The 21,787-nt window shown below is 42.2% G+C and carries 20 protein-coding genes; 15 read left to right on the top strand and 5 right to left on the bottom strand.

What is annotated here, in order from left to right:
* Positions 1-20: 20 nt before the first annotated feature.
* Positions 21-236 carry a hypothetical protein gene (locus AAZR19_RS00945; protein WP_041110048.1) on the bottom strand — a complete coding sequence of 72 codons (216 nt, stop codon included), beginning with the start codon at positions 234-236 and terminating at the stop codon, positions 21-23.
* Between the two features lie 111 nt (positions 237-347).
* On the opposite strand from AAZR19_RS00945, the gene AAZR19_RS00950 reads away from it, so the two are divergent.
* Positions 348-1,253 carry a fumarylacetoacetate hydrolase family protein gene (locus tag AAZR19_RS00950; RefSeq protein ID WP_041110050.1) on the top strand — a complete coding sequence of 302 codons (906 nt, stop codon included), beginning with the start codon at positions 348-350 and terminating at the stop codon, positions 1,251-1,253.
* Between the two features lie 92 nt (positions 1,254-1,345).
* Positions 1,346-1,714, top strand: coding sequence for a YisL family protein (locus AAZR19_RS00955; protein ID WP_034282135.1), 369 nt, complete (start codon positions 1,346-1,348; stop codon positions 1,712-1,714).
* Positions 1,715-1,752: 38 nt separating this feature from the next.
* Here the strand turns inward: AAZR19_RS00955 and AAZR19_RS00960 are convergent, their stop codons facing one another.
* The gene (locus tag AAZR19_RS00960) at positions 1,753-2,280 is read right to left on the bottom strand and encodes a DUF2777 family protein (RefSeq protein WP_041110052.1); all 528 of its coding nucleotides are present in this window, start codon (positions 2,278-2,280) and stop codon (positions 1,753-1,755) included.
* 154 nt (positions 2,281-2,434) lie between these two features.
* Between AAZR19_RS00960 and asnB the strand changes: the two genes are divergently transcribed.
* The 4 genes from asnB to AAZR19_RS00980 all read left to right on the top strand — a co-directional run bounded on the left by asnB (position 2,435) and on the right by AAZR19_RS00980 (position 8,245).
* On the top strand, positions 2,435-4,276 hold the full coding sequence (asnB, locus tag AAZR19_RS00965; RefSeq protein ID WP_041110054.1) for an asparagine synthase (glutamine-hydrolyzing): 1,842 nt from the start codon (positions 2,435-2,437) through the stop codon (positions 4,274-4,276).
* Between the two features lie 147 nt (positions 4,277-4,423).
* Entirely contained in the window at positions 4,424-5,941 is a 1,518-nt protein-coding gene (locus tag AAZR19_RS00970; RefSeq protein ID WP_041110056.1) for a phytoene desaturase family protein, read from the top strand.
* Entirely contained in the window at positions 5,938-7,413 is a 1,476-nt protein-coding gene (locus tag AAZR19_RS00975; RefSeq protein ID WP_218677315.1) for a phytoene desaturase family protein, read from the top strand. Before AAZR19_RS00970 ends, AAZR19_RS00975 begins: the two co-directional genes overlap by 4 nt.
* Positions 7,406-8,245: a phytoene/squalene synthase family protein gene (locus AAZR19_RS00980; RefSeq protein ID WP_041110061.1), complete on the top strand. Its 840-nt coding sequence runs from the start codon at positions 7,406-7,408 to the stop codon at positions 8,243-8,245. Before AAZR19_RS00975 ends, AAZR19_RS00980 begins: the two co-directional genes overlap by 8 nt.
* Before the next feature lie 24 nt (positions 8,246-8,269).
* Here AAZR19_RS00980 and AAZR19_RS00985 read toward each other — a convergent pair whose 3' ends face one another.
* Positions 8,270-9,646 (bottom strand): MATE family efflux transporter, encoded by a 1,377-nt coding sequence (locus tag AAZR19_RS00985; protein ID WP_434702082.1) that lies wholly within the window; start codon positions 9,644-9,646, stop codon positions 8,270-8,272.
* Positions 9,647-9,759: 113 nt separating this feature from the next.
* On the opposite strand from AAZR19_RS00985, the gene AAZR19_RS00990 reads away from it, so the two are divergent.
* The 3 genes from AAZR19_RS00990 (at position 9,760) to AAZR19_RS01000 (ending at position 11,560) form a co-directional block, all read left to right on the top strand.
* Complete coding sequence (locus tag AAZR19_RS00990; protein WP_218677317.1) at positions 9,760-10,626, top strand: AraC family transcriptional regulator; 867 nt, start codon at positions 9,760-9,762, stop codon at positions 10,624-10,626.
* Positions 10,627-10,640: 14 nt separating this feature from the next.
* A complete protein-coding gene (locus AAZR19_RS00995) occupies positions 10,641-11,207 on the top strand; it encodes a GNAT family N-acetyltransferase (protein ID WP_163115303.1) in 567 nt (188 codons plus the stop codon).
* Positions 11,208-11,302: 95 nt separating this feature from the next.
* The gene (locus AAZR19_RS01000) at positions 11,303-11,560 is read left to right on the top strand and encodes a hypothetical protein (RefSeq protein WP_024425086.1); all 258 of its coding nucleotides are present in this window, start codon (positions 11,303-11,305) and stop codon (positions 11,558-11,560) included.
* Here the strand turns inward: AAZR19_RS01000 and AAZR19_RS01005 are convergent.
* Positions 11,555-12,091 (bottom strand): serine O-acetyltransferase, encoded by a 537-nt coding sequence (locus AAZR19_RS01005; RefSeq protein WP_056766114.1) that lies wholly within the window; start codon positions 12,089-12,091, stop codon positions 11,555-11,557. The genes AAZR19_RS01000 and AAZR19_RS01005 overlap by 6 nt on opposite strands.
* A gap of 384 nt (positions 12,092-12,475) precedes the next feature.
* On the opposite strand from AAZR19_RS01005, the gene AAZR19_RS01010 reads away from it, so the two are divergent.
* Genes AAZR19_RS01010 through AAZR19_RS01035 form a run of 6 tightly spaced genes read left to right on the top strand, consistent with a single transcriptional unit; the run spans position 12,476 to position 20,777 of the window.
* Positions 12,476-13,822, top strand: a complete 1,347-nt coding sequence (locus AAZR19_RS01010; protein WP_024425084.1) for an aspartate aminotransferase family protein — start codon at positions 12,476-12,478, stop codon at positions 13,820-13,822.
* Entirely contained in the window at positions 13,809-15,296 is a 1,488-nt protein-coding gene (locus AAZR19_RS01015; RefSeq protein ID WP_163115302.1) for a pyridoxal phosphate-dependent decarboxylase family protein, read from the top strand. The genes AAZR19_RS01010 and AAZR19_RS01015 overlap by 14 nt, the downstream gene beginning before the upstream one ends.
* A complete protein-coding gene (locus AAZR19_RS01020) occupies positions 15,293-17,074 on the top strand; it encodes an IucA/IucC family protein (protein WP_041110074.1) in 1,782 nt (593 codons plus the stop codon). Before AAZR19_RS01015 ends, AAZR19_RS01020 begins: the two co-directional genes overlap by 4 nt.
* Positions 17,071-17,625 carry a GNAT family N-acetyltransferase gene (locus AAZR19_RS01025; protein WP_024426511.1) on the top strand — a complete coding sequence of 185 codons (555 nt, stop codon included), beginning with the start codon at positions 17,071-17,073 and terminating at the stop codon, positions 17,623-17,625. The genes AAZR19_RS01020 and AAZR19_RS01025 overlap by 4 nt, the downstream gene beginning before the upstream one ends.
* Positions 17,600-18,949, top strand: coding sequence for a lysine N(6)-hydroxylase/L-ornithine N(5)-oxygenase family protein (locus AAZR19_RS01030; protein WP_248351379.1), 1,350 nt, complete (start codon positions 17,600-17,602; stop codon positions 18,947-18,949). The genes AAZR19_RS01025 and AAZR19_RS01030 overlap by 26 nt, the downstream gene beginning before the upstream one ends.
* 13 nt (positions 18,950-18,962) lie before the next feature.
* Positions 18,963-20,777 carry an IucA/IucC family protein gene (locus AAZR19_RS01035; protein WP_248351380.1) on the top strand — a complete coding sequence of 605 codons (1,815 nt, stop codon included), beginning with the start codon at positions 18,963-18,965 and terminating at the stop codon, positions 20,775-20,777.
* Between the two features lie 43 nt (positions 20,778-20,820).
* Here the strand turns inward: AAZR19_RS01035 and AAZR19_RS01040 are convergent, their stop codons facing one another.
* Positions 20,821-21,678, bottom strand: a complete 858-nt coding sequence (locus AAZR19_RS01040; RefSeq protein ID WP_087975611.1) for a GNAT family N-acetyltransferase — start codon at positions 21,676-21,678, stop codon at positions 20,821-20,823.
* Positions 21,679-21,787 lie beyond the last annotated feature (109 nt).

A 21,787-nucleotide genomic window follows, 5' to 3' on the forward strand; every position in this document is an offset into this window, starting at 1 on the left:
ATAAGAAGAGCTGCCGCAAGTCACATCGCAGCAAGCACAGATCCCACAATAAGAAGAGCCGCAAGTCGCGCCGCAGCCATCGATCTAAACGTTCTCATCACCATAAACGCAGCCGCTCTTGCCGAAGATGTGGAAAGAAATCGCATCGTTCCCGAAATAGAGGAAATGTTGAGCGTAAATGGGATCAAGGGAACATGTGGGAGTACCGCCGTTTCCGCTAAGCATTCAATCATCATTTTTGAAACCCTTTTTAAAAGAGAGTATGATAAAAAAGGGTTTTTTTTATTTCGTAGAGAAATAAAATGAGACATCATAACTTAGCGAAATGAAGATTGTGAGGGGAAGATATGAAGTTTTTTACAGGTGAGATACATAGCAGCATGTTTATTGGGGTAGTCATTGATGATGAATGGGTGATGGACGTCAAAAAGGCAGAAGCCAAATTATTTGAGCTTGAGACACTGCCAAACTCTTTATCTGAGTGTATCAAAATGGGGGACAAGTTTGTGGAACATGTAGGGCAGCTTCTTGATTGGGCTGAGAAAAAAGAAGAAGACCGCGGTTCTTATGTATATCCGCTTTCGGACGTGAAACTCCATGCCCCGATTCCAAAGCCGTCTAAAAACATCATGTGTGTTGGAAAGAATTATCAAGATCATGTCATGGAGATGGGAAGTGCGGCGGATATTCCTAAAGACGTGATGATTTTTACAAAGGCACCTACTTCTGTCATTGGACACGAAGCGGACATTCTTCTTCATGAAGGTGTGACAAGTGAATTGGATTATGAAGGGGAGCTTGCCATCGTGATGGGCAAATCAGGGAAAAACATTGCTCCTGAAGAGGCCCAAGATTATATATTCGGTTACACCATTTTAAATGATGTGACGGCAAGAGATTTGCAGAAAAAACATAAACAATTTTTCATCGGCAAGAGCTTAGATACTACCTGTCCGATAGGACCTTATATCGTTCATAAGTCAATGATCGAGGATCATGGTGCGCTCCATGTCGAAACAAAGGTAAACGGAGAGGTTCGGCAGTCTGCCAGTACGGAATTAATGATCTTCACAATTGAAGACATTGTCTCCACTCTTTCAAAAGGGATGACATTAGAAGCGGGTGACATCATTGCAACAGGTACACCTTCTGGGGTAGGGAAGGGCTTTGAACCGCCTAAGTTTTTAGCTTCTGGAGATCGAATTGACATCACGATTGAACCGATTGGAACGCTGACAAATCACGTCAAATAAAGCGCGTGATGACACAGGATTGTCGCTTTGTGTTCGACTTATTTCGTGGTACGATGAGAAGGTACTTGTTCTGATAAAGGGGGAAATCACAAATGGGAACACATTTACATATCACAGCATGGGTGCTGGGGATTATTTTATTCTTCGTAGCCTTTGCTCTAGCAGGTAAAAACGACAAAGGCGCTAAAATTGTGCACATGATCGTTCGTTTATTCTACTTGATCATCATCGCAACAGGCGTAGAATTGTATGTTCGCACAGGAATGAAAATTCCAGGTTTCGGAGGCGAGTATATTGGGAAAATGATTCTCGGTATCCTCGTGATCGGTTTCATGGAAATGGTCCTAGTGCGCAAGAAAAAAGGAAAATCGGTGACTGGTGTGTTGATTGGTTTTATCGTATTTGCGATTGTGACCATTCTTCTCGGTTTACGTCTGCCGATCGGTTTCCATATCTTTTAATATAAAAAGGACATTGCTTATACGAAGCAGTGTCCTTTTTATGTGGCATCAAATTGTGAAACGATCCGTTGTCCGTCTGAAGTGGTCCATTCAAAACGAATGTGGCTGGCGGCTGGCTCATGGTGACATTGAAGTGCAAGTGATTGTGTATCTGCCGAAAACTGAAAGAAAGAGACGCGCTGCATTGAATGAAAGGAAGAGAAGACACAATCATAGACGGAAAAACCAAGCTGCTCAATCTGGTCAAGGATGTGATCAAAGGCGTTGTCCGGTACGAACATGAGAAGATCAAGCCAGCCTTTGGCAAGAGACGCCGTATATTGAATGTTTTCTCCTCCCTGTACTTCTATTAGCTGCCCGTTTTCATGAAGAATCATAGAACCAAGCAATTCTCCTTTTGTCCATCGGTCATTTTCCTTCAAACAGATCATTGTGCTTTGAAGACTTTCTGGCAGCATGATCTCTCCTTCTTCATCTTCAATTAGACAATGCCCGTTCTCAATGAGCAAATACCCTTTACACCATCTTCTGCTGCAGCGTTCAAGCTGCTTCATTCGATTCTCCATATGCAAAAGCTCCTTTCCTCTTTCTTTTCTTACCAAATCAAGCTTGTCCTATACGCCGGGAAAAAAGGACAAATCAACTATCAAGGAGACGATGCATAAACTAAGAAAGGCTGAATGAGAACACTTGAGGAAAAACGGATGGGAGCTGATGATGATGTGTGGAATTACAGGCTGGGCAGACTTTAAAAAGCAGCTCATCCAACAGGATCATGTAATCAATCAAATGACAGATACATTATCTAAAAGAGGGCCAGATGATACAAACACGTGGAAAAGTGAGCACGTTCTTTTCGGGCATAAAAGGTTAGCGATTGTAGATGTAGAAGGCGGAAAGCAGCCGATGACATATACACATCAAAACCATGCTTATACGATTGTATACAATGGAGAGCTCTATAACACGGAGGATATAAGAAAAGAATTGTTAAAAAGGGGGCACCGCTTTCTTGGGCATTCTGATACAGAAGTTCTTCTTCATGCCTATACAGAATGGAAGGAAGAGTGTGTCTCTCATTTTAATGGCATTTTTGCATTTGTGATCTGGGATAGTGAGCGTGAATTGTTATTTGCAGGGAGAGACCGGTTAGGCGTCAAGCCATTTTTCTATACAGAACATCATCATTCCTTCTTATTTGGTTCAGAGATCAAAGCACTTCTTGCTCACCCTGATATCAAAGCAAAAGTCGATCATGAAGGGCTGTCGGAGATCTTTGGCTTAGGACCGTCAAGAACACCAGGTCAAGGCGTGTTTAAAGGGATAAAAGAGCTGAGACCTGCACATGCCTTGACCTTTTCAAAAGACGGTCTGCGCGTGTGGAGATACTGGAATGTCAAAAGCAAGAAACATACCGATTCACTTGATGACACCGCACAGCACATTAAGCATCTCTTTACAGATGCCGTGACAAGACAGCTCGTCTCTGATGTGCCGGTATGTACATTTTTATCTGGGGGCGTCGATTCTAGTGCCATTACTGCCATTGCCGCTAAGCACTTTGAGAAAATAGGGAAAGCACCGCTTCATACGTATTCCATTGACTACGAAGGAAACGATCAATTCTTTGAGGCAAATCAATTCCAGCCGAATGCTGACGGTCCTTGGATTGATCGAATGACCAAAGCGTTTCAAACGAATCATCATAGCTGTATCATTGGACAAAAAGAGCTCGCTTCCTATCTGAAGGAAGCCGTTGAGGTTCGAGACTTACCGGGTATGGCAGATATTGATTCTTCCTTGCTGTGGTTTTGCCGAGAAATTAAAAAGGACTTCGTTGTTGGCTTGTCAGGTGAATGTGCGGATGAAATCTTTGGAGGCTATCCTTGGTTCCATATGGAAAATGAAACGAATGGTTTTCCGTGGATGAGATCGACTGAAGCGAGAACTCAGCTCCTGCAAGACTCGTGGCAAAAAAAGCTGTCACTTAAGGAATACGCGCAAAGCAAATATGAAGAAACAGTGGCAGAAACGCCTCTTTTAGATGGAGAAACTGGCGTCGATAAAGCCAGGAGAGAACTTTTTTACTTAAATATGATCTGGTTTATGACAACACTGCTTGATCGAAAAGATCGAATGAGTATGGGGGCTAGTCTTGAGGTACGTGTGCCATTTGCAGATCATCGCCTTGTCGAATATGTGTGGAATATTCCTTGGGAAATGAAAATGCATGGAAATCGTGAAAAAGGGGTTTTACGAAAAGCATTAGAGGGAATTTTACCGAATGAAGTGCTTTATCGAAAGAAGAGCCCTTACCCGAAAACACATCATCCAGCCTATACTCAGGCTGTGAAAGAGATGCTCACAGACTGTCTCGCGCAAAAAGACTCTGTACTTCACGAATTTTTAGATCCACATCAATTAAAGCAGCTGATTGAAACGGAAGGGGCTTCCTTTCATGTGCCATGGTATGGCCAGCTCATGAAGGGCCCGCAGTTGATTGCCCATCTAGCACAGATTCATCATTGGTTTGAAACGTATCGAATTGATATAGAAGCGTAATAAAGAGTCGGCTTTCTTGCACTTGTTGAAAGGAAGCCGGCTTTTTTGATACATAACATGAGACTTTTTGAGCACATCAAAAGTTGATCAAATCTTTCTAATTTGTATAATTAACTTAAAGTGAATTAATTTGGAGGAAAAAGGATAATGAAAATCATTGTGATTGGAGCGGGACCAGGGGGCCTTGCAGCAGCTATGATGCTTCAAAGCAAAGGACATGATGTTCATGTATACGAAAAACAGCCCTTTGTTGGCGGGCGTAACGCTAAGTTTCAACTTGGTGATTTCACGTTTGATACAGGTCCTACCTTTCTCAGTATGATTCATATTGCAGAGGAGCTGTTCACCTTTGCTGGTAAAAATCTTTATGACTATATTGATGTGATTGAATTAAAAGAGATGTATAGATTAATATTTCAAGACAATCAGCTCGATATGATCCGGGATCGCGATGAAATGCACAAACGATTAGAAGCCTTTGCACCTGGTGAGGGCGAAGGGTATCTAAGATTTATGAAGGATACAAAGCGCAAAATGGATCGTTTGACACCAATTTTACAAAGTAAAATGGATCGCTTTCATCATTACCTTCGTCCGAAGGTGATCAAAGCACTTCCACAGCTTTCACTAAATAAAAGTTTGTATGATGTGCTGTCAGACTATTTTTCGAATGAATCAGTGAAATACGCTTTTACATTTCAATCAAAGTACTTAGGAATGTCCCCGTGGGAATGCCCTGGTGCGTTCTCGATCCTTTCGTTTATGGAACATGACACAGGTGTATTCCATCCGAAGGGCGGTGTCAATCAGCTGTCAGAAGCGATGGCAAAGGCCGCGCTTGAAGCTGGAGCAGAGATTCATCTGTCAGCTGGCGTCGAAAAGCTGCTCACGGAGGGAAGAAAAGTAAAAGGAATTCGTTTAGAATCTGGGGAAGAAATACAAGCAGATGAGGTTGTCGTCAATGGAGACTTTGCACATGTGATGACAAAGCTTGTCGAGCCAGGACTCTTAAAGAAATACAGCGAGAAGAAATTAAAAAAGAAAAAATTCTCTTGCTCTACCTTTATGCTTTATTTAGGACTGGATACCATATATGATGAGCCGCATCATACCATCGTTTTTTCCGATGATTATGCTAGATTTGTCAAAGGCATTACGAAAACATATGAGCTGCCAGATGACCCGTCTATTTATATTCAAAATGCAAGTGTAACCGATGACTCACTTGCTCCAAAAGGAAAATCAGCTCTTTATGTGCTGGCTCCAGTTGCTAATAACCAAAGCGGTATTGATTGGGAGGCGCATCAAGGTAAATTTAGAGAGCTTGTGCTGGATACATTGGAGCGGAAAACGGGCTTTCAGAATGTGAGACAGCATATAGAAGTCGAGCGGATGATCACACCGAAGCAATGGGAGGAAGACCTTTACGTATATGAAGGAGCTACATTTAACCTCGGCCATCAGCTGACGCAGATGATGGTCCTAAGGCCGCACAATGAATTTGATGAATTAAAGCACTGCTGGCTCGTTGGAGGAGGAACACATCCAGGAAGCGGACTGCCAACCATTTTAGAATCAGCACGTATTACGACAAATGCCATTCTTAAAAAAGAGAAACATTCACACAAAACAATGCCGCATCAAGAAAAGGGGAGCGCCTCATGAAAAAACATATATTGATTGCAGGTGGCGGTATTGGCGGAATGATCTCAGCGCTTTATTTAAAAAAAGCGGGACATGATGTCACCCTTGTTGAAAAAAATGAACGGCTTGGCGGGAGACTTGCTTTTGTACGTGAGAAAGGATATAAAGTAGATGAAGGTCCGACCATTGTCCTACTTCCTGACATGTTAAAAGGCATTTTACATGAGGTAGGAATTGACGAATCATCTCTTGACCTTGTGGAGCTTGATCCGCTGTATACAATTCAATATCAAGATGGAACCTCCTATACGAAATACTCTGATGCACTTCGTCAGTTAGATGAAATCAGACGTGTTTTTCCAAAAGAAGATCAAGGGTTCCTGAGGTTTATGGAAGAAATGACGGACCGGTTTCAAGAAGGGCAGCAAGCCTTTCTAGAAAAATCATTTCACGAAAAACGTACATTTTTTACAAAAGCGAATATGAAGATTTTAATGAAATTAAAGGCGTATCGAACGGTACAAAGCGCTCTGAAAAAATATTTCTCAGACGAACGCCTGCGAGATGCATACGCACTTCAAACCCTCTATGTTGGGGGAAACCCGTATGAAGCATCGGCTATTTATTCGCTTGTGTCCTATAGTGAGCACGCACATGGAATCTACTATTTAAAAGGCGGCTATGCGAGTTTAGTAGATATATTGGAAGGTCAGCTCATCAACATGGGTGTGCATGTAAGAAAAAATGAAGAAGTCACGCAATTGGTGTTTGAGGGGAAACGGGCAGTCAAAGCAAAAGTAAATGATGAATATGAAACCGCTGATGCATTTGTGATCAATGGAGATTATCCAGCTGCGTTAAAACAATTTGGTTTAGACGAACAAGATCGCCGGAAATACGTGCCGTCCTCTGGCTGTGTGATGGTGTATCTCGGGTTAAACAATATGTATCATGAAGCACCTGTTCATCAATTTTTTATGGGAGAACACTTTGATCAGCATATGAAAGAAGTTTTTCAAACGAAAACGATTCCTCAAGACCCGTCGTTTTATACATTTAATCCATCGATCATTGATCCATCTCTTGCCCCAGATGGCTGCAGTGTTCTTTATATGCTGATTCCCGTTCCTTCAGGAGATCATATCAACTGGGAAGAGGAGACAGATTTTGTCGAGAACATGGTGAATGTCCTTGAGAAAAGAGGCTTTCCAAGATTGAGAGAGTCGATTGTCTGGAAAAAGGTCAGAACACCAAATGATTCCTTGCGAGAAGGATTGTTTGAAGGCGGCAGTTTTGGACTTGCGCCTAATTTGTTTCAATCAGGTGTCTTCCGCCCGCAAGTGAAGGTCAGTGAGACAGATAATCTTTATGCGGCAGGTGCTTCCATCCATCCGGGCGGCGGGGTGCCGATCGTGATGCAAAGTGCAAAGCTCATGGCTTCTGTACTACTAAAAGATTTGAATGATAGAAAGGAAGTGAAGCTAAGTGGTTGATGTACAAACAGCATTAAAAGTGTGTGAGGAAACCATTCAAACCCATTCAAAAACGTTTTACCGGGCCTTTTCCATGCTGCCTAAAAAGAAAAGACAGGCCGTCTGGGCCGTATATTCCTTTTGCCGTAGAGCAGATGACATTGTAGATGAATCCCCTTCGCCAAAAGAGGACCTTGCATCCTTTCGGGAGACGTTTGATCGATTTTTACAAGGAGAGGTAGACCGGAATGATCCAATATGGGTGGCGCTAGAGCATACATTTCAAGAGTTTCGGATGGATGAAGCCCCGTTTCGTGACCTGCTCCAAGGACAGGAGATGGATTTAGAGCAGCAGCGCTACGAAACGTTAGATGAACTGCTCATCTATTCCTATCATGTTGCTAGTACCGTTGGACTGATGCTCCTTCCCATTATTGCACCGCGTAAAAAAGAGCAGTTAAAAGAAGCAGCCATTTCGTTAGGGATTGCTATGCAGCTAACCAACATCCTTCGAGATATTGGGGAAGATCAGGCTGAAAGAGACCGCATCTATTTGCCAAAGCAGGTGATGGATCAATTCGGGTACACAGAGCAAGAATTGCAGGAAGGGATTGTGAATCAAGCCTTCCAGCACGTCTGGGAGTACATTGCCTTTGAGGCAGAGGCATACTACGAGGAGTTTTTTGACCATCTTCATGAATTCCCGCTCTATTCACGTATACCGGTGAAAGCAGCAGCTCACTTTTATAAAGCCATTTTAGATAAAACAAGAGAAAACGAATACCGCGTCTTTACAGAGCGAGTATTTATTTCCAAACAGGAAAAAGCACTTATTTTAGAAGATATTACGTAAAAAAGGACTGCACCCAGTCCTTTTTTATGTGGAAGAAAAGCGATACTCCGTCCATACTCTGGAACGCCAGCGCCTATACATGAAGATGCCTCTGACCCATTCATCCACGATAAAAGAAATCCAAACCCCGATGAGCCCCATTTCAAACTGAATGCCTAACAAGTAAGCGATCGGAAGCCCAATTCCCCACATTGATATCATCGCCATATACACTGGAAACTTCGCGTCACCAGCAGCCCGCAATGAATTAATAATGACCATATTAAAAGAGCGCCCCGGCTCTAAAATGATCGTCAATAGGAGAAGTGTGGCGGCGATTTGAATGATTTCACGATTGCTAGTGAAAAAGGTAAGCAAATGCGTCGATGATAAAGATAAAGCAGTGGAAGAAAGAAGAGAGATCCCAATGGCCCAGTATAAGCTTTTCATACATCTGCGGTAGGCAGCATCAAATTCTTTCGCCCCAATATGGCGCCCGATTAAAATCTGTGTCCCTTGGCTAATCGCTGCACCAAACAAAATAATGAACATCATCAAATTTTGAGTGTAGACCTTTGCTGCTAAAGCCTGCGTTCCCATAAATGTAATAAACAGTGTAATAATCATTTGAGAGCCGTTATAAGAAAGCTGCTCTCCAGCAGAAGGAATGCCAATTTTCAGCAGCTTTTTTAAATGCGTCCGCTGGATGTGAAACATACTCTTCAGCGAAAAGCGCAATCCAATTCGGCGGCGGACAATGAGGATCATCACCATCAAGCCGATCAATCGAGCAAGCGAGGTTGAAAAGGCAACACCCATGACACCTAATACAGGAAAGCCAAACGGACCAAAAATGACCAAATAATTGCCGGCAACGTTTAGCAAATTCATTCCGATGGTGACATACATCGTGTCTCTTGTATATCCGTAGCTTTTTAAAATAGCACTATACGTCATAATGAGTGCTTGAATAAAAGAAAGCAGGCCGACAATTTGTAAAAAAACCGCCGCATCCGGCATGAGTTCACTTGATAAGCCCATCATGTGCAGGATTGGCACAGCTAACACAAACATAAGGAGACTAATGACAAAGCTGATCAAGAAGTTGGTTCCTAGTGAAACATAGGCGACTTGAGTCGCTTCCTGCTTGCGGTCAGCTCCTAAAAGCTGCGCAATGACAATGGTCGTTCCTGTTGTAACGAAGCTGAACATGACAATTAATAAATTCAGGAGCTGGTTGCTTACACCTACTGCGGCCACACTGTTATCGGAGTATTGGCTGAGCATAAGTGTATCAGCGCTCCCCATGAGCATATATAAAGAGATTTCGATAAAAATAGGCCAAGTTAATGCAAATAATGAAGGATGGGTTTTCTCATCTTTGGCTTGAACCTTTTCATATGACAGGGTTTGAGATTTCATCACACAGCCCCCTTTCGTATAAATCCGATTTATAGTGTACCGTGCATCGACTATAATAAGAAGAGATGAAACCGAAACTTATTGGAGAAATCCGACTTCATAAGGGGATGAATATGGATCGATTTATTACATTTACCGTACCGCCTTTTCCTATTTATATTGCTTCAGGTAAAGGTGTATTTCATCAAGGAGAAAGACATATCTCAAGAACCTTCACTGTATTTGATCTTCTCTATGTCACAAAAGGTAAACTATGGATGACAGAGGACGAGGCAGCTTATCAAGTAAAAGAAGGTGAATATATGATTCTCTCACCGGGCCTGTCTCATGGTGGACATCTGCCATGTGAAGAGGAAACCCACTATGAGTGGCTGCATTTCTCAATTGATCGATTTGAGTTGACGAACCGGCCGAGAGAACACTGGATTGATATGAAACAAAATCAAGCTACCTTCGAAAAGCCGGCAACCTATGAATTTAGTCTGCCCCGTTTAGGAAAAGTGAAAGGGCGAAGTGTGTTAAAAAAACACCTTTCAGCGATGAGAGCACTAAATCATGATGCATCTGAACTTCCGCTGAAAAAACAGCTATTATTTGAGGAACTGCTCATTCACCTGCAAAAGGAAGCATTCCATATTCCAAGTGCAAAGGAGACCGTCGCATCAGAAGTGGTTCACTATCTTGAGCATCACTTTATGGAGAAATTACACATGGAGCAGCTTGCAGAGAAACTGCACTATCATCCTGACTACATGACAAGATGTATGCAGACGGTATATGGATTGACACCAAACCAGTACAGCCATCGTCTCAAAATCGAAAAAGCCAAAAGCATGCTGGCATCAACGAATGAAAAAATCGCTGTTATTGCAGATCATGTAGGTATTGACGACCCTACTTATTTTTCTAAGCTGTTCCGGCAAAATGAAGGCATGACGCCGATCGAGTACCGTCATTTAGCAAAAAGAACGACAAAGTAAAGGAACGTGAACAGATGAAAAGTGAAAAGGAAGAGCTTGTGAACATACGTCCATTAACCGAAACGGACTTAGAGACGGTGTGGCATTTAAAATTTAAAGCATCAGACCAGTCCTATCGAAAATGGAATGCCCCTTATTTTTATGAACACGAAATCCCGCTTGCTGTATTTAAGAAACGTTACTTACAGGAAGAATCCATTCCCCAAAAGCTATATGGCATTGAAATAGATGGTGATATCAAAGGCACCGTATCTTATTATTGGGAGAATGAACGTACGAGGTGGCTTGAATGCGGCATTATCATTTATGACTCACGTTTTTGGAGCGGGGGTATTGGGACAAAGGCATTAAATCTTTGGATTGATGTGTTATTTACGCATATTGATATCCCTCGAATTGGTTTAACAACTTGGTCAGGGAATGAACGGATGATGCGGTGCGCAGAGAAATGCGGATTTATCCTTGAGGGGAGACTGAGAAAGGTTCGTTATTATCAAGGGGTTTATTTTGATTCAATGCGCTACGGAATGTTGAGAGAAGAATGGCGAAGCCTTCCGCGGAACAATGATAAAATATTTTAGGACAAAAGTATCGTATGTTTGAATAAATTGAAAAAAATCGGTTATTCAACCGAATAATAGAATATGTGTTTTTTTACATAAGGGGGAATGTAAATATGAGATTAACGGGTCTATTCGTTTCACTTGCTGTTGCCATCTATTTATGGTTTGATGCGCCAAAGCATAACAAAGACAAATGGCTGTGGGCCATTTTAGGCGTGCTATTTAGCACCATCGTACTCGGTATTTATTTGATCAAGACAGAGAGAAAGGGGCTGGGATGGACGATCTTGATTTTAACCATCTTGTTTTATCTCATGCTGCTCATCTCTGTTTTGATCGGTGTTATTCTTTTTTATCAGGCGCCTTCATGAAGAAGGGCCTTTTTCTTTTACCTTTTGAGCCGGTACACCTGCAATGACGATCTGCTCTTCATGAAAGGAACGATTCACCACGGCATTTGCTCCGATAGAAATATGATTTGCAATATAAATGTCTCCAAACAGCTTAGCACCGGGGCCAATCCATACGTGATCTCCAATGGTTGGTACATCCTTTTCGGAATGGTTTTGGCCAATATTCACCCCTTGATGAATATCACAAAATGCCCCAATTTTTGCGTGCTTATTCACAATTAAGAGTCCACTATGATTGATTCTAAGGCCGGGGCCAAAGACGCCAATCGGAATATCAAAGCCAAGCTGCATGCCTTTCTTTTTATGTAAATAGCGATAAAACCATTTGCGCAGTAGAGCGCCGCTATTAGAATAGTATTCATATTTTCGTAAATACCTTTGATATTTCCATATATCGTCTCCAAACCACTTTGGTCTTCTGCGCGTAATCGCTAATGCTTTCTTATCCTGCGTTAAGTAATGGTGAAGATCGTGCTTTGTAAAAATCATCAAATTCCCCTCCATTCCTTTATGTTTCAGAGGAATTATACCATTCAAACCATTTATATCAAGAAAAAATGATGTTACTTCTTCAATTTTCTACCTTCATTTCATCCAAATTTCTTCATAAAATGAGCGCTTTGAGTTGAGTAGAACAAAAGAACCAGGAAGAATGATTTGTAATTATTTTCAATATCAAACCGTCTCATGCGTTCCATCTCCTTATGGCAGTAAGGTTTGTAAAAATTACTCGAAAATACTCATTAAAAAGAGAATATTGCATTCATATGCTTTTTGAATCATCTTTTTGAATACAATTGACTTTCCTATCTCACATCCTCTAGGCTAATAAATGAAAATGATAATCTTTATCAATTGGAGGAGTGTTTTATTATGTCCATCAAAACCGTTTCTAAAAATCAGCAATTTTTAGAGCAGCAAAGTCAAAGAGAATCTAATGCAAGGTCTTACCCGAGACGGTTCCCGTTAGCCATGCAAAAAGCCGAGGGTATGATCGTGACAGATGCAGATGGCAGAGAGTTTTATGACTGTCTGGCAGGCGCAGGAACACTTGCACTTGGTCACAATCATCCGGTTGTTATAGAAGCTATTGAACGTATGCTTCATGAAAAAAGACCATTGCATACGTTGGACATAACCTCAGAAATTAAAGAAGAGTTTGTGAATGAAATTTTTTCTCACCTGCCAGAAGAGTTTGCAAAGAGAGCAAAAATTCAATTTTGTGGACCAACTGGCGGTGATGCGATAGAAGCTGCGATTAAATTAGTCAAGACAGCGACAGGAAATCGTTCCATTCTTTCTTTCCACGGTGCTTATCACGGTGCGACACATGGCACAATGTCATTAAGCGGAAATTTGTCTCCAAAGGAAAGAGTGCAAGGGTTAATTCCAGATGTGCATTTCATGCCTTATCCATATGAATATCGCTGCCCATTTGGCATTGGCGGGAAAGATTCACACCGTATTTCCAGTTCTTATATTGAGCGTGTATTAAATGATCCTGAAAGTGGTATTCTTCCGCCAGCAGGTATGATCTTTGAAGCAGTGCAAGGTGAGGGAGGTTCAATTCCAGCATCTATTGAATGGATAAAAGAAATGAGAAGAATCACAAAAGAAAAAGGCATTCCGCTCATTATCGATGAGGTTCAATCAGGCATTGGCCGAACAGGCAAGATGTTTGCCTTTGAACATGCGGGAATTGTGCCAGACGTTATTGTATTATCTAAAGCCATTGGTGGAAGCCTGCCGCTTTCAGTTGTGATTTATGATCAAGATTTGGATCAATGGAATCCAGGTGCACACATTGGCACATTTAGAGGAAATCAAATGGCGATGGCTGCAGGAACTGCTACGCTTAAATTTATAAAAGAAACCAATCTGCTTGATCATGTAGACCAGTTAGGGAATCGCATGCAGGCTTATTTAAAAGACATTCAAAAAAATGTACCTGCTATCGGTGATGTTCGAGGAAGAGGATTAATGATTGGTGCTGAAATTGTCAATCCAAATGAAAAGCAGGATGTAGATGGAAGTTATCCAGCAAATCCTGAGCTAGCCAGTCTCATTCAAAAGAATTGCTTCGACAAAGGCTTAATTGTAGAGACAGGAGGCCGTTTCGGTAGCGTCATTCGATTCTTACCGCCATTGATCATGACAGAAGAACAGCTTGAACAAGTCATCGCTATTTTCAAAGAGGCCGTTTACGATGCAATCAACTAAAGCTTCTATAGATTCATTATTTATCAATCAAAGCCAGCTTGGAAGAGAGTCCTTCCGAGCGGCTCTTCATACATCTATCGACAGCTTACTGGATCAGTGGCAAAAAGACGAAGGACCATACAGCGGAATATTGCCTGGGAAATTAGCGGCTAGTGTCGAATCCTTATTTCAGTTTCAACCGTCTGGCGAATCAATGGAATCTGTCTTTCAAGATTTAAAGCAGCACCTTTTGCCGCATCTCGTTGATGTATCGCATCCTAAATGCTTGGCACATTTGCATTGTCCGCCGCTTATCCCTGCTCTTGCCGCAGAGGTGATGGTGAGCTCCTTTAACCAATCAATGGATTCCTTCGATCAGAGCGGTATTGCATCTTTGGTTGAGGAGGAAATTTTAAAGTGGCTATGTGCGAAGTTTTCTTATGGAAATCTAGCAGATGGGACATTTACGAGCGGTGGCACCCAATCTAACTACATGGGACTGCTTCTTGCAAGAGATGCATTTTGTGAAAACACATGGCAATGGAATGTTCAGCAGAAAGGCTTGCCAAGTGAGGCTCACCGCATGAGAATTCTTTGCTCTAAGAATGCTCACTTCACTGTGAAGAAATCTGCATCACAGCTAGGCTTAGGGGAGCAGGCAGTCGTTCTAGTAGAAACGGATGAGCATCACCGTATGGACCTCAATGATTTGAAGAAGAAACTTGTTGAGTTAAAAGAACAGGATCTCCTGCCTTTTGCGGTAGTTGCGACTTGCGGGACAACTGATTTTGGCAGTATTGACCCGGTTCGAGATGTGTATGACATCGTCAAGCCATTCGGTTTGTGGATTCACGCAGATGCTGCCTACGGCGGTGCGCTTGTATTAAGCGAAACCTACGGGCGGAAATTAGACGGTATCGAGCTTGCAGATTCCATCACGATCGACTTTCATAAACAATTTTATCAGCCGATCTCCTGCGGGGCATTTTTGCTGAAGGATAAAAGGCATTTTGGTTTGATTCATTATCATGCAGATTATCTCAATCCAAAGGAAGATGAACTAGATGGAATACTACACCTCGTCCATAAATCTGTCCAAACGACGCGCCGGTTTGACGCACTGAAATTACTTCTTTCTCTTCGTCTAATTGGAGAGGAAGGGTTTGGTGACATCATTGACCATACCATTGATTTTGCGAAGGATGTGGCTGCGCTTATTGAAAGCAATGATCACCTTGAAGTGATCAATCCTGAGCCAGAAATCAATGCAGTAGTGTTTCGATTTAAGGGTGGGAATGACATCAATAAAATCATCCATCGAACGCTATTCAAATCAGGAACTGCTGTCATTGCGAAAACAGTGGTGGATGGTCAAACATGCTTAAAATTCACTTTGTTAAATCCGAGAACGACAATCACACATATTGAGGAAATCCTTTCTGACATCGTTGATATCGGGATCGCTCATATTCAATCCGGGAGGGTACTACGTTGAGTCAATATAAACAAATGGCTGAAAATGCAACTATGCAAAGCTTTTTAAACTGTTTTTTACGTGAAACAGGAATCGATCGATCTGCAAAAAAAGAGACGAAAGCAGATGGTTCGCTTGTATTCGTGGCAAAACTAGCAAAGCAAGACCTTGAGCTTGTGATTCCGATCCGATATTTTTCATCTGTAGGCCGCCATCTCTTTAATTTTCCGATTCGCTTTCGTCCAAGTGGCAGCGAAAAAGAGGGAACGATCGTCGATTACACGACACTTGTTGCTTTATGTTCAAAGGAGCTTCTCATTGCATATGGCCGCACAGATGCAGAGGATGAATTCATGCTTCGCATCATTTTAAGCTGCCGAAATATTGAACGTTTCTTACGGGAGAGAGAAAGTGATCAAGCTGCTTTATCTCAAGCTGATTTTGAGTACATCGAGGCTGAGCAGTCACTTCTCCTTGGACATTTAACACATCCTACACCAAAAAGCAGACAAGGAATGACAGAAGAGGAGGAAGCCGTCTATTCTCCTGAGCTGAAAGGAGCTTTCCAGCTTCATTACTTTAAAGCGCACCATTCGATTGTGCTTCAGGATTCGTCTATTTCACAACCTGCGGCAAGCCTCATGTTAGAAGAGCTTTCGCGTCAGGTGCCAGAAGAAACAGAGAAACTGAATAGGTTAACAGAAAACGGAGAATATGTGCTCATTCCGATTCATCCGCTGCAAGTCAAAGTGGTCATGGAGAAGGCATTCGTGAAGCGTTATATAGAGGAGGGGAAACTGACTTATTTAGGCCCGCTGGGGTCTGAATACACAGCGACCTCATCCTTTAGAACGGTCTATCAAAAGGATTCTGCTTACATGCTCAAATTCTCTGTTCCTGTGAAAATTACGAACTCGTTACGCATCAATAAACAAAAGGAACTGGATCGAGGAGTAGAGATGTCCCGCATCTTAAAAACAGAATTAGGCGTTTCTTTATATGAAAAATTCTCTGGATTCCGGGTCATTGAAGATCCCGCATATCTCTCTATTCGAGGAGATGAAGCGGAATCAGGTTTCGAAGTGGTCATTCGTCAAAATCCATTCTTGCATCGTGAAAAAGGCGCAAGCTTAATTGCGGGGCTGTGTCAGGATCATGCGTACGGAGGAAAATCGAGATTAGCAGGAATTATTCATAAACTTGCAGGCGCAGAAGGCAGGTCAACAGAAGCGGTCAGCCAAGATTGGTTTAAACAATATTTGACCATTTCGTTAAAGCCGATGCTCTGGCTGTTTGAAACGTATGGTCTTGCACTCGAGGCCCATCAGCAAAATGCTGTTGTGCAAATGAAGGATGGTTATCCAGAGACTTTCTATTATCGTGACAACCAAGGCTACTATTATAGTGAATCAAAAAAAGATAAGCTCGCGAATCTAGTTCAAAACTTGAGCGTAAGAAGTGAAACCATTTGTGCGGATGATGTAGCCGTTGAGAGACTCCGTTATTATTTCTTCTTTAATCATTTATTTGGTCTCATTAATGGCTTTGGCACGGAAGGTCTTGCAAAGGAAGAAGATTTGCTGGCACTCGTGAGAGATACATTGCTCGCTCATGAGGAGACGTACGGAGCATCTGATCTGACTAACAGCCTTCTCCGCTCAAAAGAACTTCCTTCAAAAGCGAATTTGCTGACACGATTTGAAGATATGGATGAGCTGACAGGATCTCTGGAAACACAGTCTCGTTATACGGCTGTCTTGAATCCGCTCTTTTTACATAAGGAGGCGCTGATTGGATGAGGCATCGTATCAGGTTTATTCGTGCTGAATATGAAAGAGACGTCCAGCTTGTCCATAAGTGGATGCAAGAAGAGTATGTTCACCCATTTTGGCATTTGAATATTCCGTTTCCTGCTTTTGAAAAGCATTTTTATCAGGCCATACATGATCCGCATCAAACCCTTTATTTAGGCACGATTGATGGGACGCCAATGAGTTATTTTGAGGCTTATAATGTCAAAGGAGATATCATTGAATCCTACTATGAGCCTTCTCCGCATGATCAAGGCATCCACCTATTAATAGGGGAGCCGGATTATGTGGGAAAAGGATTTGCTGCGCCGCTCCTTCAGGCAATGACAGCATTTCAATTTGAGCAGAACAAACGAACAGAAAAAATCGTTGCTGAGCCGGATATTCGCAATGAAAAAATGATTCATGTATTTGAGAAATGCGGCTTCGAACGTGTGAAACCAGTCACTTTACCCGATAAAACAGGTCTTTTGATGTTTTGTGATCGAGAACGATTCGAAAGGAAGTATAACCATGACGCGGTTCAACAAGCAAAATAATGTAGTGGATGTAATTGGGATCGGCATTGGCCCGTTTAACCTGGGGCTTGCCGCATTATCTGAAGAGGTAAATGAAATCGACGCTTTGTTTTTTGAAAGAAGTGAAGCTTTTCACTGGCACCCAGGGATGCTCATTGAAGGGACGACACTGCAAGTCCCATTTTTAGCGGACCTTGTCAGCATGGCAGATGTGAAAAGCAAATATAGCTTCCTCAACTATTTGCAGGAACAAAACCGTTTGTATTCATTTTACTTTCTAGAGGACTTCCATATCCCGCGCAAGGAATACAGTCATTATTGCCGCTGGGTCGCTGACCAGTTAGACTCTTGCCGATTTGGCATGAACGTCGAATCTGTCTCACTGATCGAAAAGGCAGGAGAAAAGCGGTATGAAGTGCATGTCCGTCATGTAAAGAACCAAACTGTAGAGGTGTTTGAAAGCAAACATCTCGTTTTAGGAATTGGCACGCAGCCGGCGATACCCGCTTCGCTCCAGCCAGCTTTAGGAGAGAAGGTTTTTCACTCAGCTGACTATTTAAAACGAAAGAAAGAAGGCTGTTTCAAAGGGAAATCTGTAACAGTTATCGGCTCTGGTCAAAGTGCGGCAGAAGTGTTTTATGACATTTTATCAGATGATGAAGCGAAGGATATTTACTGGTTCACACGGTCAAAAGGATTTTTCCCAATGGAATATTCAAACCTTGGACTTGAGTATTTCTCCCCTGACTATATTGATTTCTTTTATGAGCTTCCGCAAGCCAAAAAGGATGCGTTATTAAAACAGCAAGACCTGCTGTATAAAGGCATCAGTTCGGCGATGATTCGTGATATTTATCATTTGCTTTATGAACGTTCTGCCTGTGGAAAGCAGCTGAACACAGTGCTTCAAGCCATGACAGAGGTTAACTTGATTGAGGAAACTACAGGCAGATTATCACTTTCATGCACCCAATGGGTCAAGGAAGAATCCTTTACACATGAGACAGATATTGTCGTATTGGCGACTGGCTATCAATCCGTTCTGCCGCCATTTATCAATCCTATTTCTCATCACATTCAATGGGATGATCAAGGGAGATTCCAAGTTGAACGTGAATATCGTTTGAAAACAAATACGATGGGTGAAAATGATATTTTTGTACAAAATGCAGAGCTTCATACACATGGGGTCGGCGCTCCAGATTTGGGGCTGGGGGCTTATCGAAACAGTGTGATCATCAATGAACTTGCTCGTCAAACTGTGTATCCACTTTATCAAAAACACGTCTTCCAGACATTTGGTACACACAAGAACGCACACACATTTGAAGAAATCAAAGGATAAGGAGGATGAAGCGATGAGTGTACAAGATGAATTGAAAAAAGCGGTGAATCCTGCTGCTTGGAAAAAGGCAAACCAGCGAATGGTGGCAAAAATGCTGTCTGAATATATGTATGAGGACATGCTTCATCCTGTTGAGCTGGATTGTAAGGATGGCATCGCGCAGTATGAATTAATCATTCACGAACATAAGAAATATCGTTATCTGGCAAAACCTCGGTTGTTTGATAGTTTTGATACAATCGCTGAATCAATTGAGTACTGTCAAGATGGAAAATGGTCAAAGGATGTCAGTGCCATTGTGTTTTTACTAGACATTCAGCCGATCATTCCAATGTCTTCTGACACAACAGGCCATCTTATCAAAGAGCTTCACCATACTTTGTTAGCCGATGTCCATTTGCTGTCGAAAAAAGCACTTCGTGCGAATGAACTGACAGATACGGATTATGCTTGGATTGAAGGAGAAATGACAGGCCATCCTTGGATTGTGTATAACAAAGGACGTATAGGATTCAGCTACGATGATTACTTAGCCTATGCACCAGAACGGCAGGAATGTGTGCAGCTGTCTTGGATTGCTGTACATAGAGAGCTTGCGACATTCCATGCAGTCGATCATGAAAACTATGAGCAGGTGATCGCCAAAGAATTAGATGAAGTCACGATTCGTCAATTTCAGCGTGTGTTAAAGGATGAAGGACTGAATGCAGCTGACTATTATATGATGCCTGTTCATCAGTGGCAGTGGACGCATATGATTATTCAGCATTTCCCTGAAGATTTGGCCATGCGCCGGATTGTGTATTTGGGAGAGGGGCTGGATCAATATATTCCGCAGCAGTCGATCAGAACCTTTACAAATATCTCAAATAAAGACAAGCATCATATTAAACTGCCAATGAGTATTTTAAATACGCTCGTGTACCGTGGACTCCCATCAGAACGTACGGTCATTGCCCCGCGCATTACAGCGCATATTAAAGGGATTGCCGATCAAGACTCATTTTTATCTGATGTCTGCCGCGTCATTTTACCAGGTGAGAATGCAAGTATCAATGTCGATCATCCATACTACAGCAAACTGCCTGGTGCGCCGTATCAATATCTTGAGATGCTCGGTGTCATTTTTAGAGAAAGCATTTATACGTACTTAGAAGAAGGGGAAAGCCCTGTTACACTTGCGGCACTCACTTATGAGGATCAAGAAGGTGAGCCATATATCAAGCAGCTGATTGAAAAATCAGGTCTCTCAGCAAAAGAATGGATGGCGAAGTTCTTCCATGTTGTGATGCCGCCGCTGCTGCACTTTATGTATCAATACGGCACAGTCTTTTCACCGCATGGGCAAAATACAATTCTTGTGTTAAAAAATCATCAGCCGCATCGTTTGGCGATCAAAGATTTCGTTGATGATGTGAATATAAGTGACCAGCCGCTGCCTGAATTAGCTTCACTAGAAGAAGATTTAAAAGAAGTGCTGCGCAGTGAGCCGCCAGAAGGTCTAGTGCAATTTATCTTTACAGGATTATTTATTTGCAATCTGCGTTATGTATCCAACGTATTAGACAATCACAATCTGTTAGATGAAACGACTCTTTGGCGCTTGCTTGCAGAAGAAATTCAGCAGTATCAAAAGCAATTTCCGCAGCTAAAAGACCGTTTTGAATTATTTGATCTATTCCAGCCGAAGCTGACAAAGCTTTGCTTAAATCGTAATCGAATGATTGATTATGGCTATGGAGATGGTGATGACCGCCCGCATGCTTCAGAGCATGGGAAGGTCACAAATGCACTCGCTCATGTTCTTTCGTCAGTTGGGGAGAAGTAATAGAAAAGCTGTAGACATCAAATGTCTACAGCTTGTTTGTTTTTTAAGAAAATGCTTGAGAGGCAAGGAAATAGAAAAGGGCGGGATCATTCAGTTTTTCTTTCCCGCGAATCATCATAAAATGCGCTACGTTTGTTTTTGTAAATCCTGCTTCAACAAGTGTTTCATGCAGGCGTTCAGCAGTTTCTTCCTGCATATCTAAACGAATTGCCCCTGAATAAGACGAGATGAGTGATTGGATGAGCGAGAGAGCGGTTTGTTCATCGTTTGCTGTAAGCGGTCCAATCATTAGATTAGCAGGGGTTTCGATGCCAAATGCAAAGCCAGTTGTTTCATGATGCTCATTCTTTGCAATCAGCCGGAACGATGCTCGTTCCATTCGCTTTTTTATAAAGCTTGATCGATTGGTGCCTGCACCTTTTTCGTCAAGTGCTTCAATAGACGGCAGGTCCGTTTCATCAGCAGGAGAAAGGTGAATCCCGCCTGACACACGAAAAGCCGATGGATTCGTGGTCTGTGCTTTGTATGTATGAATATAGCCGACCGTTTGAAATCCGATTTTTTCGTAAACGGGCTGTCCTTGTACAGTAGCAGTTAAAACGACAGAAACGCTTTGATCGCTTCTGCGAAGCAGGGTGTCAATCATTTTCCGTGCAAGGCCTAAGCCGCGATGCGTCTCAGATACAATAACGGCACCAATTGATGCTGCTTTATCATATTGGAAAAGTCCTGCACATGAGATCACTTGTCCATCTGTTGTTGAAAAACCTGTAAAATATCCGTTTGTTAAAAGAGATGTAAGCTCATCCGCATTGTAATCTGGCCAGTCGACCTCTTTTGACAATGCGATAAGATCGGGTATGTCATCAAGTGTTAAAGTTCGTTGTACAACGTTTTCCAATACACGCAACTCCTTCTTAGCTGATTTCATCTATATGTATCGTACCATAAGAAGGCATAAGAAAAAGGAAAAGGGAGATCCTTTTCCTCTCAGCGTGTATCAAAAAAGA

Source organism: Bacillus sp. Je.9.29.b (assembly GCF_051129925.1).
In the GTDB taxonomy this organism is placed as follows: domain Bacteria; phylum Bacillota; class Bacilli; order Bacillales; family Bacillaceae; genus Bacillus; species Bacillus safensis.

Coding starts and splice junctions, on each gene's coding strand:
- AAZR19_RS00945 (WP_041110048.1), bottom strand. CDS start 236: ATGATGATTGAATGCTTAGCGGAAACGGCGGTACTCCCACATGTTCCC.
- AAZR19_RS00950 (WP_041110050.1), top strand. CDS start 348: ATGAAGTTTTTTACAGGTGAGATACATAGCAGCATGTTTATTGGGGTA.
- AAZR19_RS00955 (WP_034282135.1), top strand. CDS start 1,346: ATGGGAACACATTTACATATCACAGCATGGGTGCTGGGGATTATTTTA.
- AAZR19_RS00960 (WP_041110052.1), bottom strand. CDS start 2,280: ATGGAGAATCGAATGAAGCAGCTTGAACGCTGCAGCAGAAGATGGTGT.
- asnB (WP_041110054.1), top strand. CDS start 2,435: ATGTGTGGAATTACAGGCTGGGCAGACTTTAAAAAGCAGCTCATCCAA.
- AAZR19_RS00970 (WP_041110056.1), top strand. CDS start 4,424: ATGAAAATCATTGTGATTGGAGCGGGACCAGGGGGCCTTGCAGCAGCT.
- AAZR19_RS00975 (WP_218677315.1), top strand. CDS start 5,938: ATGAAAAAACATATATTGATTGCAGGTGGCGGTATTGGCGGAATGATC.
- AAZR19_RS00985 (WP_434702082.1), bottom strand. CDS start 9,646: ATGAAATCTCAAACCCTGTCATATGAAAAGGTTCAAGCCAAAGATGAG.
- AAZR19_RS00990 (WP_218677317.1), top strand. CDS start 9,760: ATGGATCGATTTATTACATTTACCGTACCGCCTTTTCCTATTTATATT.
- AAZR19_RS00995 (WP_163115303.1), top strand. CDS start 10,641: ATGAAAAGTGAAAAGGAAGAGCTTGTGAACATACGTCCATTAACCGAA.
- AAZR19_RS01000 (WP_024425086.1), top strand. CDS start 11,303: ATGAGATTAACGGGTCTATTCGTTTCACTTGCTGTTGCCATCTATTTA.
- AAZR19_RS01005 (WP_056766114.1), bottom strand. CDS start 12,091: ATGATTTTTACAAAGCACGATCTTCACCATTACTTAACGCAGGATAAG.
- AAZR19_RS01010 (WP_024425084.1), top strand. CDS start 12,476: ATGTCCATCAAAACCGTTTCTAAAAATCAGCAATTTTTAGAGCAGCAA.
- AAZR19_RS01015 (WP_163115302.1), top strand. CDS start 13,809: ATGCAATCAACTAAAGCTTCTATAGATTCATTATTTATCAATCAAAGC.
- AAZR19_RS01025 (WP_024426511.1), top strand. CDS start 17,071: ATGAGGCATCGTATCAGGTTTATTCGTGCTGAATATGAAAGAGACGTC.
- AAZR19_RS01030 (WP_248351379.1), top strand. CDS start 17,600: ATGACGCGGTTCAACAAGCAAAATAATGTAGTGGATGTAATTGGGATC.
- AAZR19_RS01035 (WP_248351380.1), top strand. CDS start 18,963: ATGAGTGTACAAGATGAATTGAAAAAAGCGGTGAATCCTGCTGCTTGG.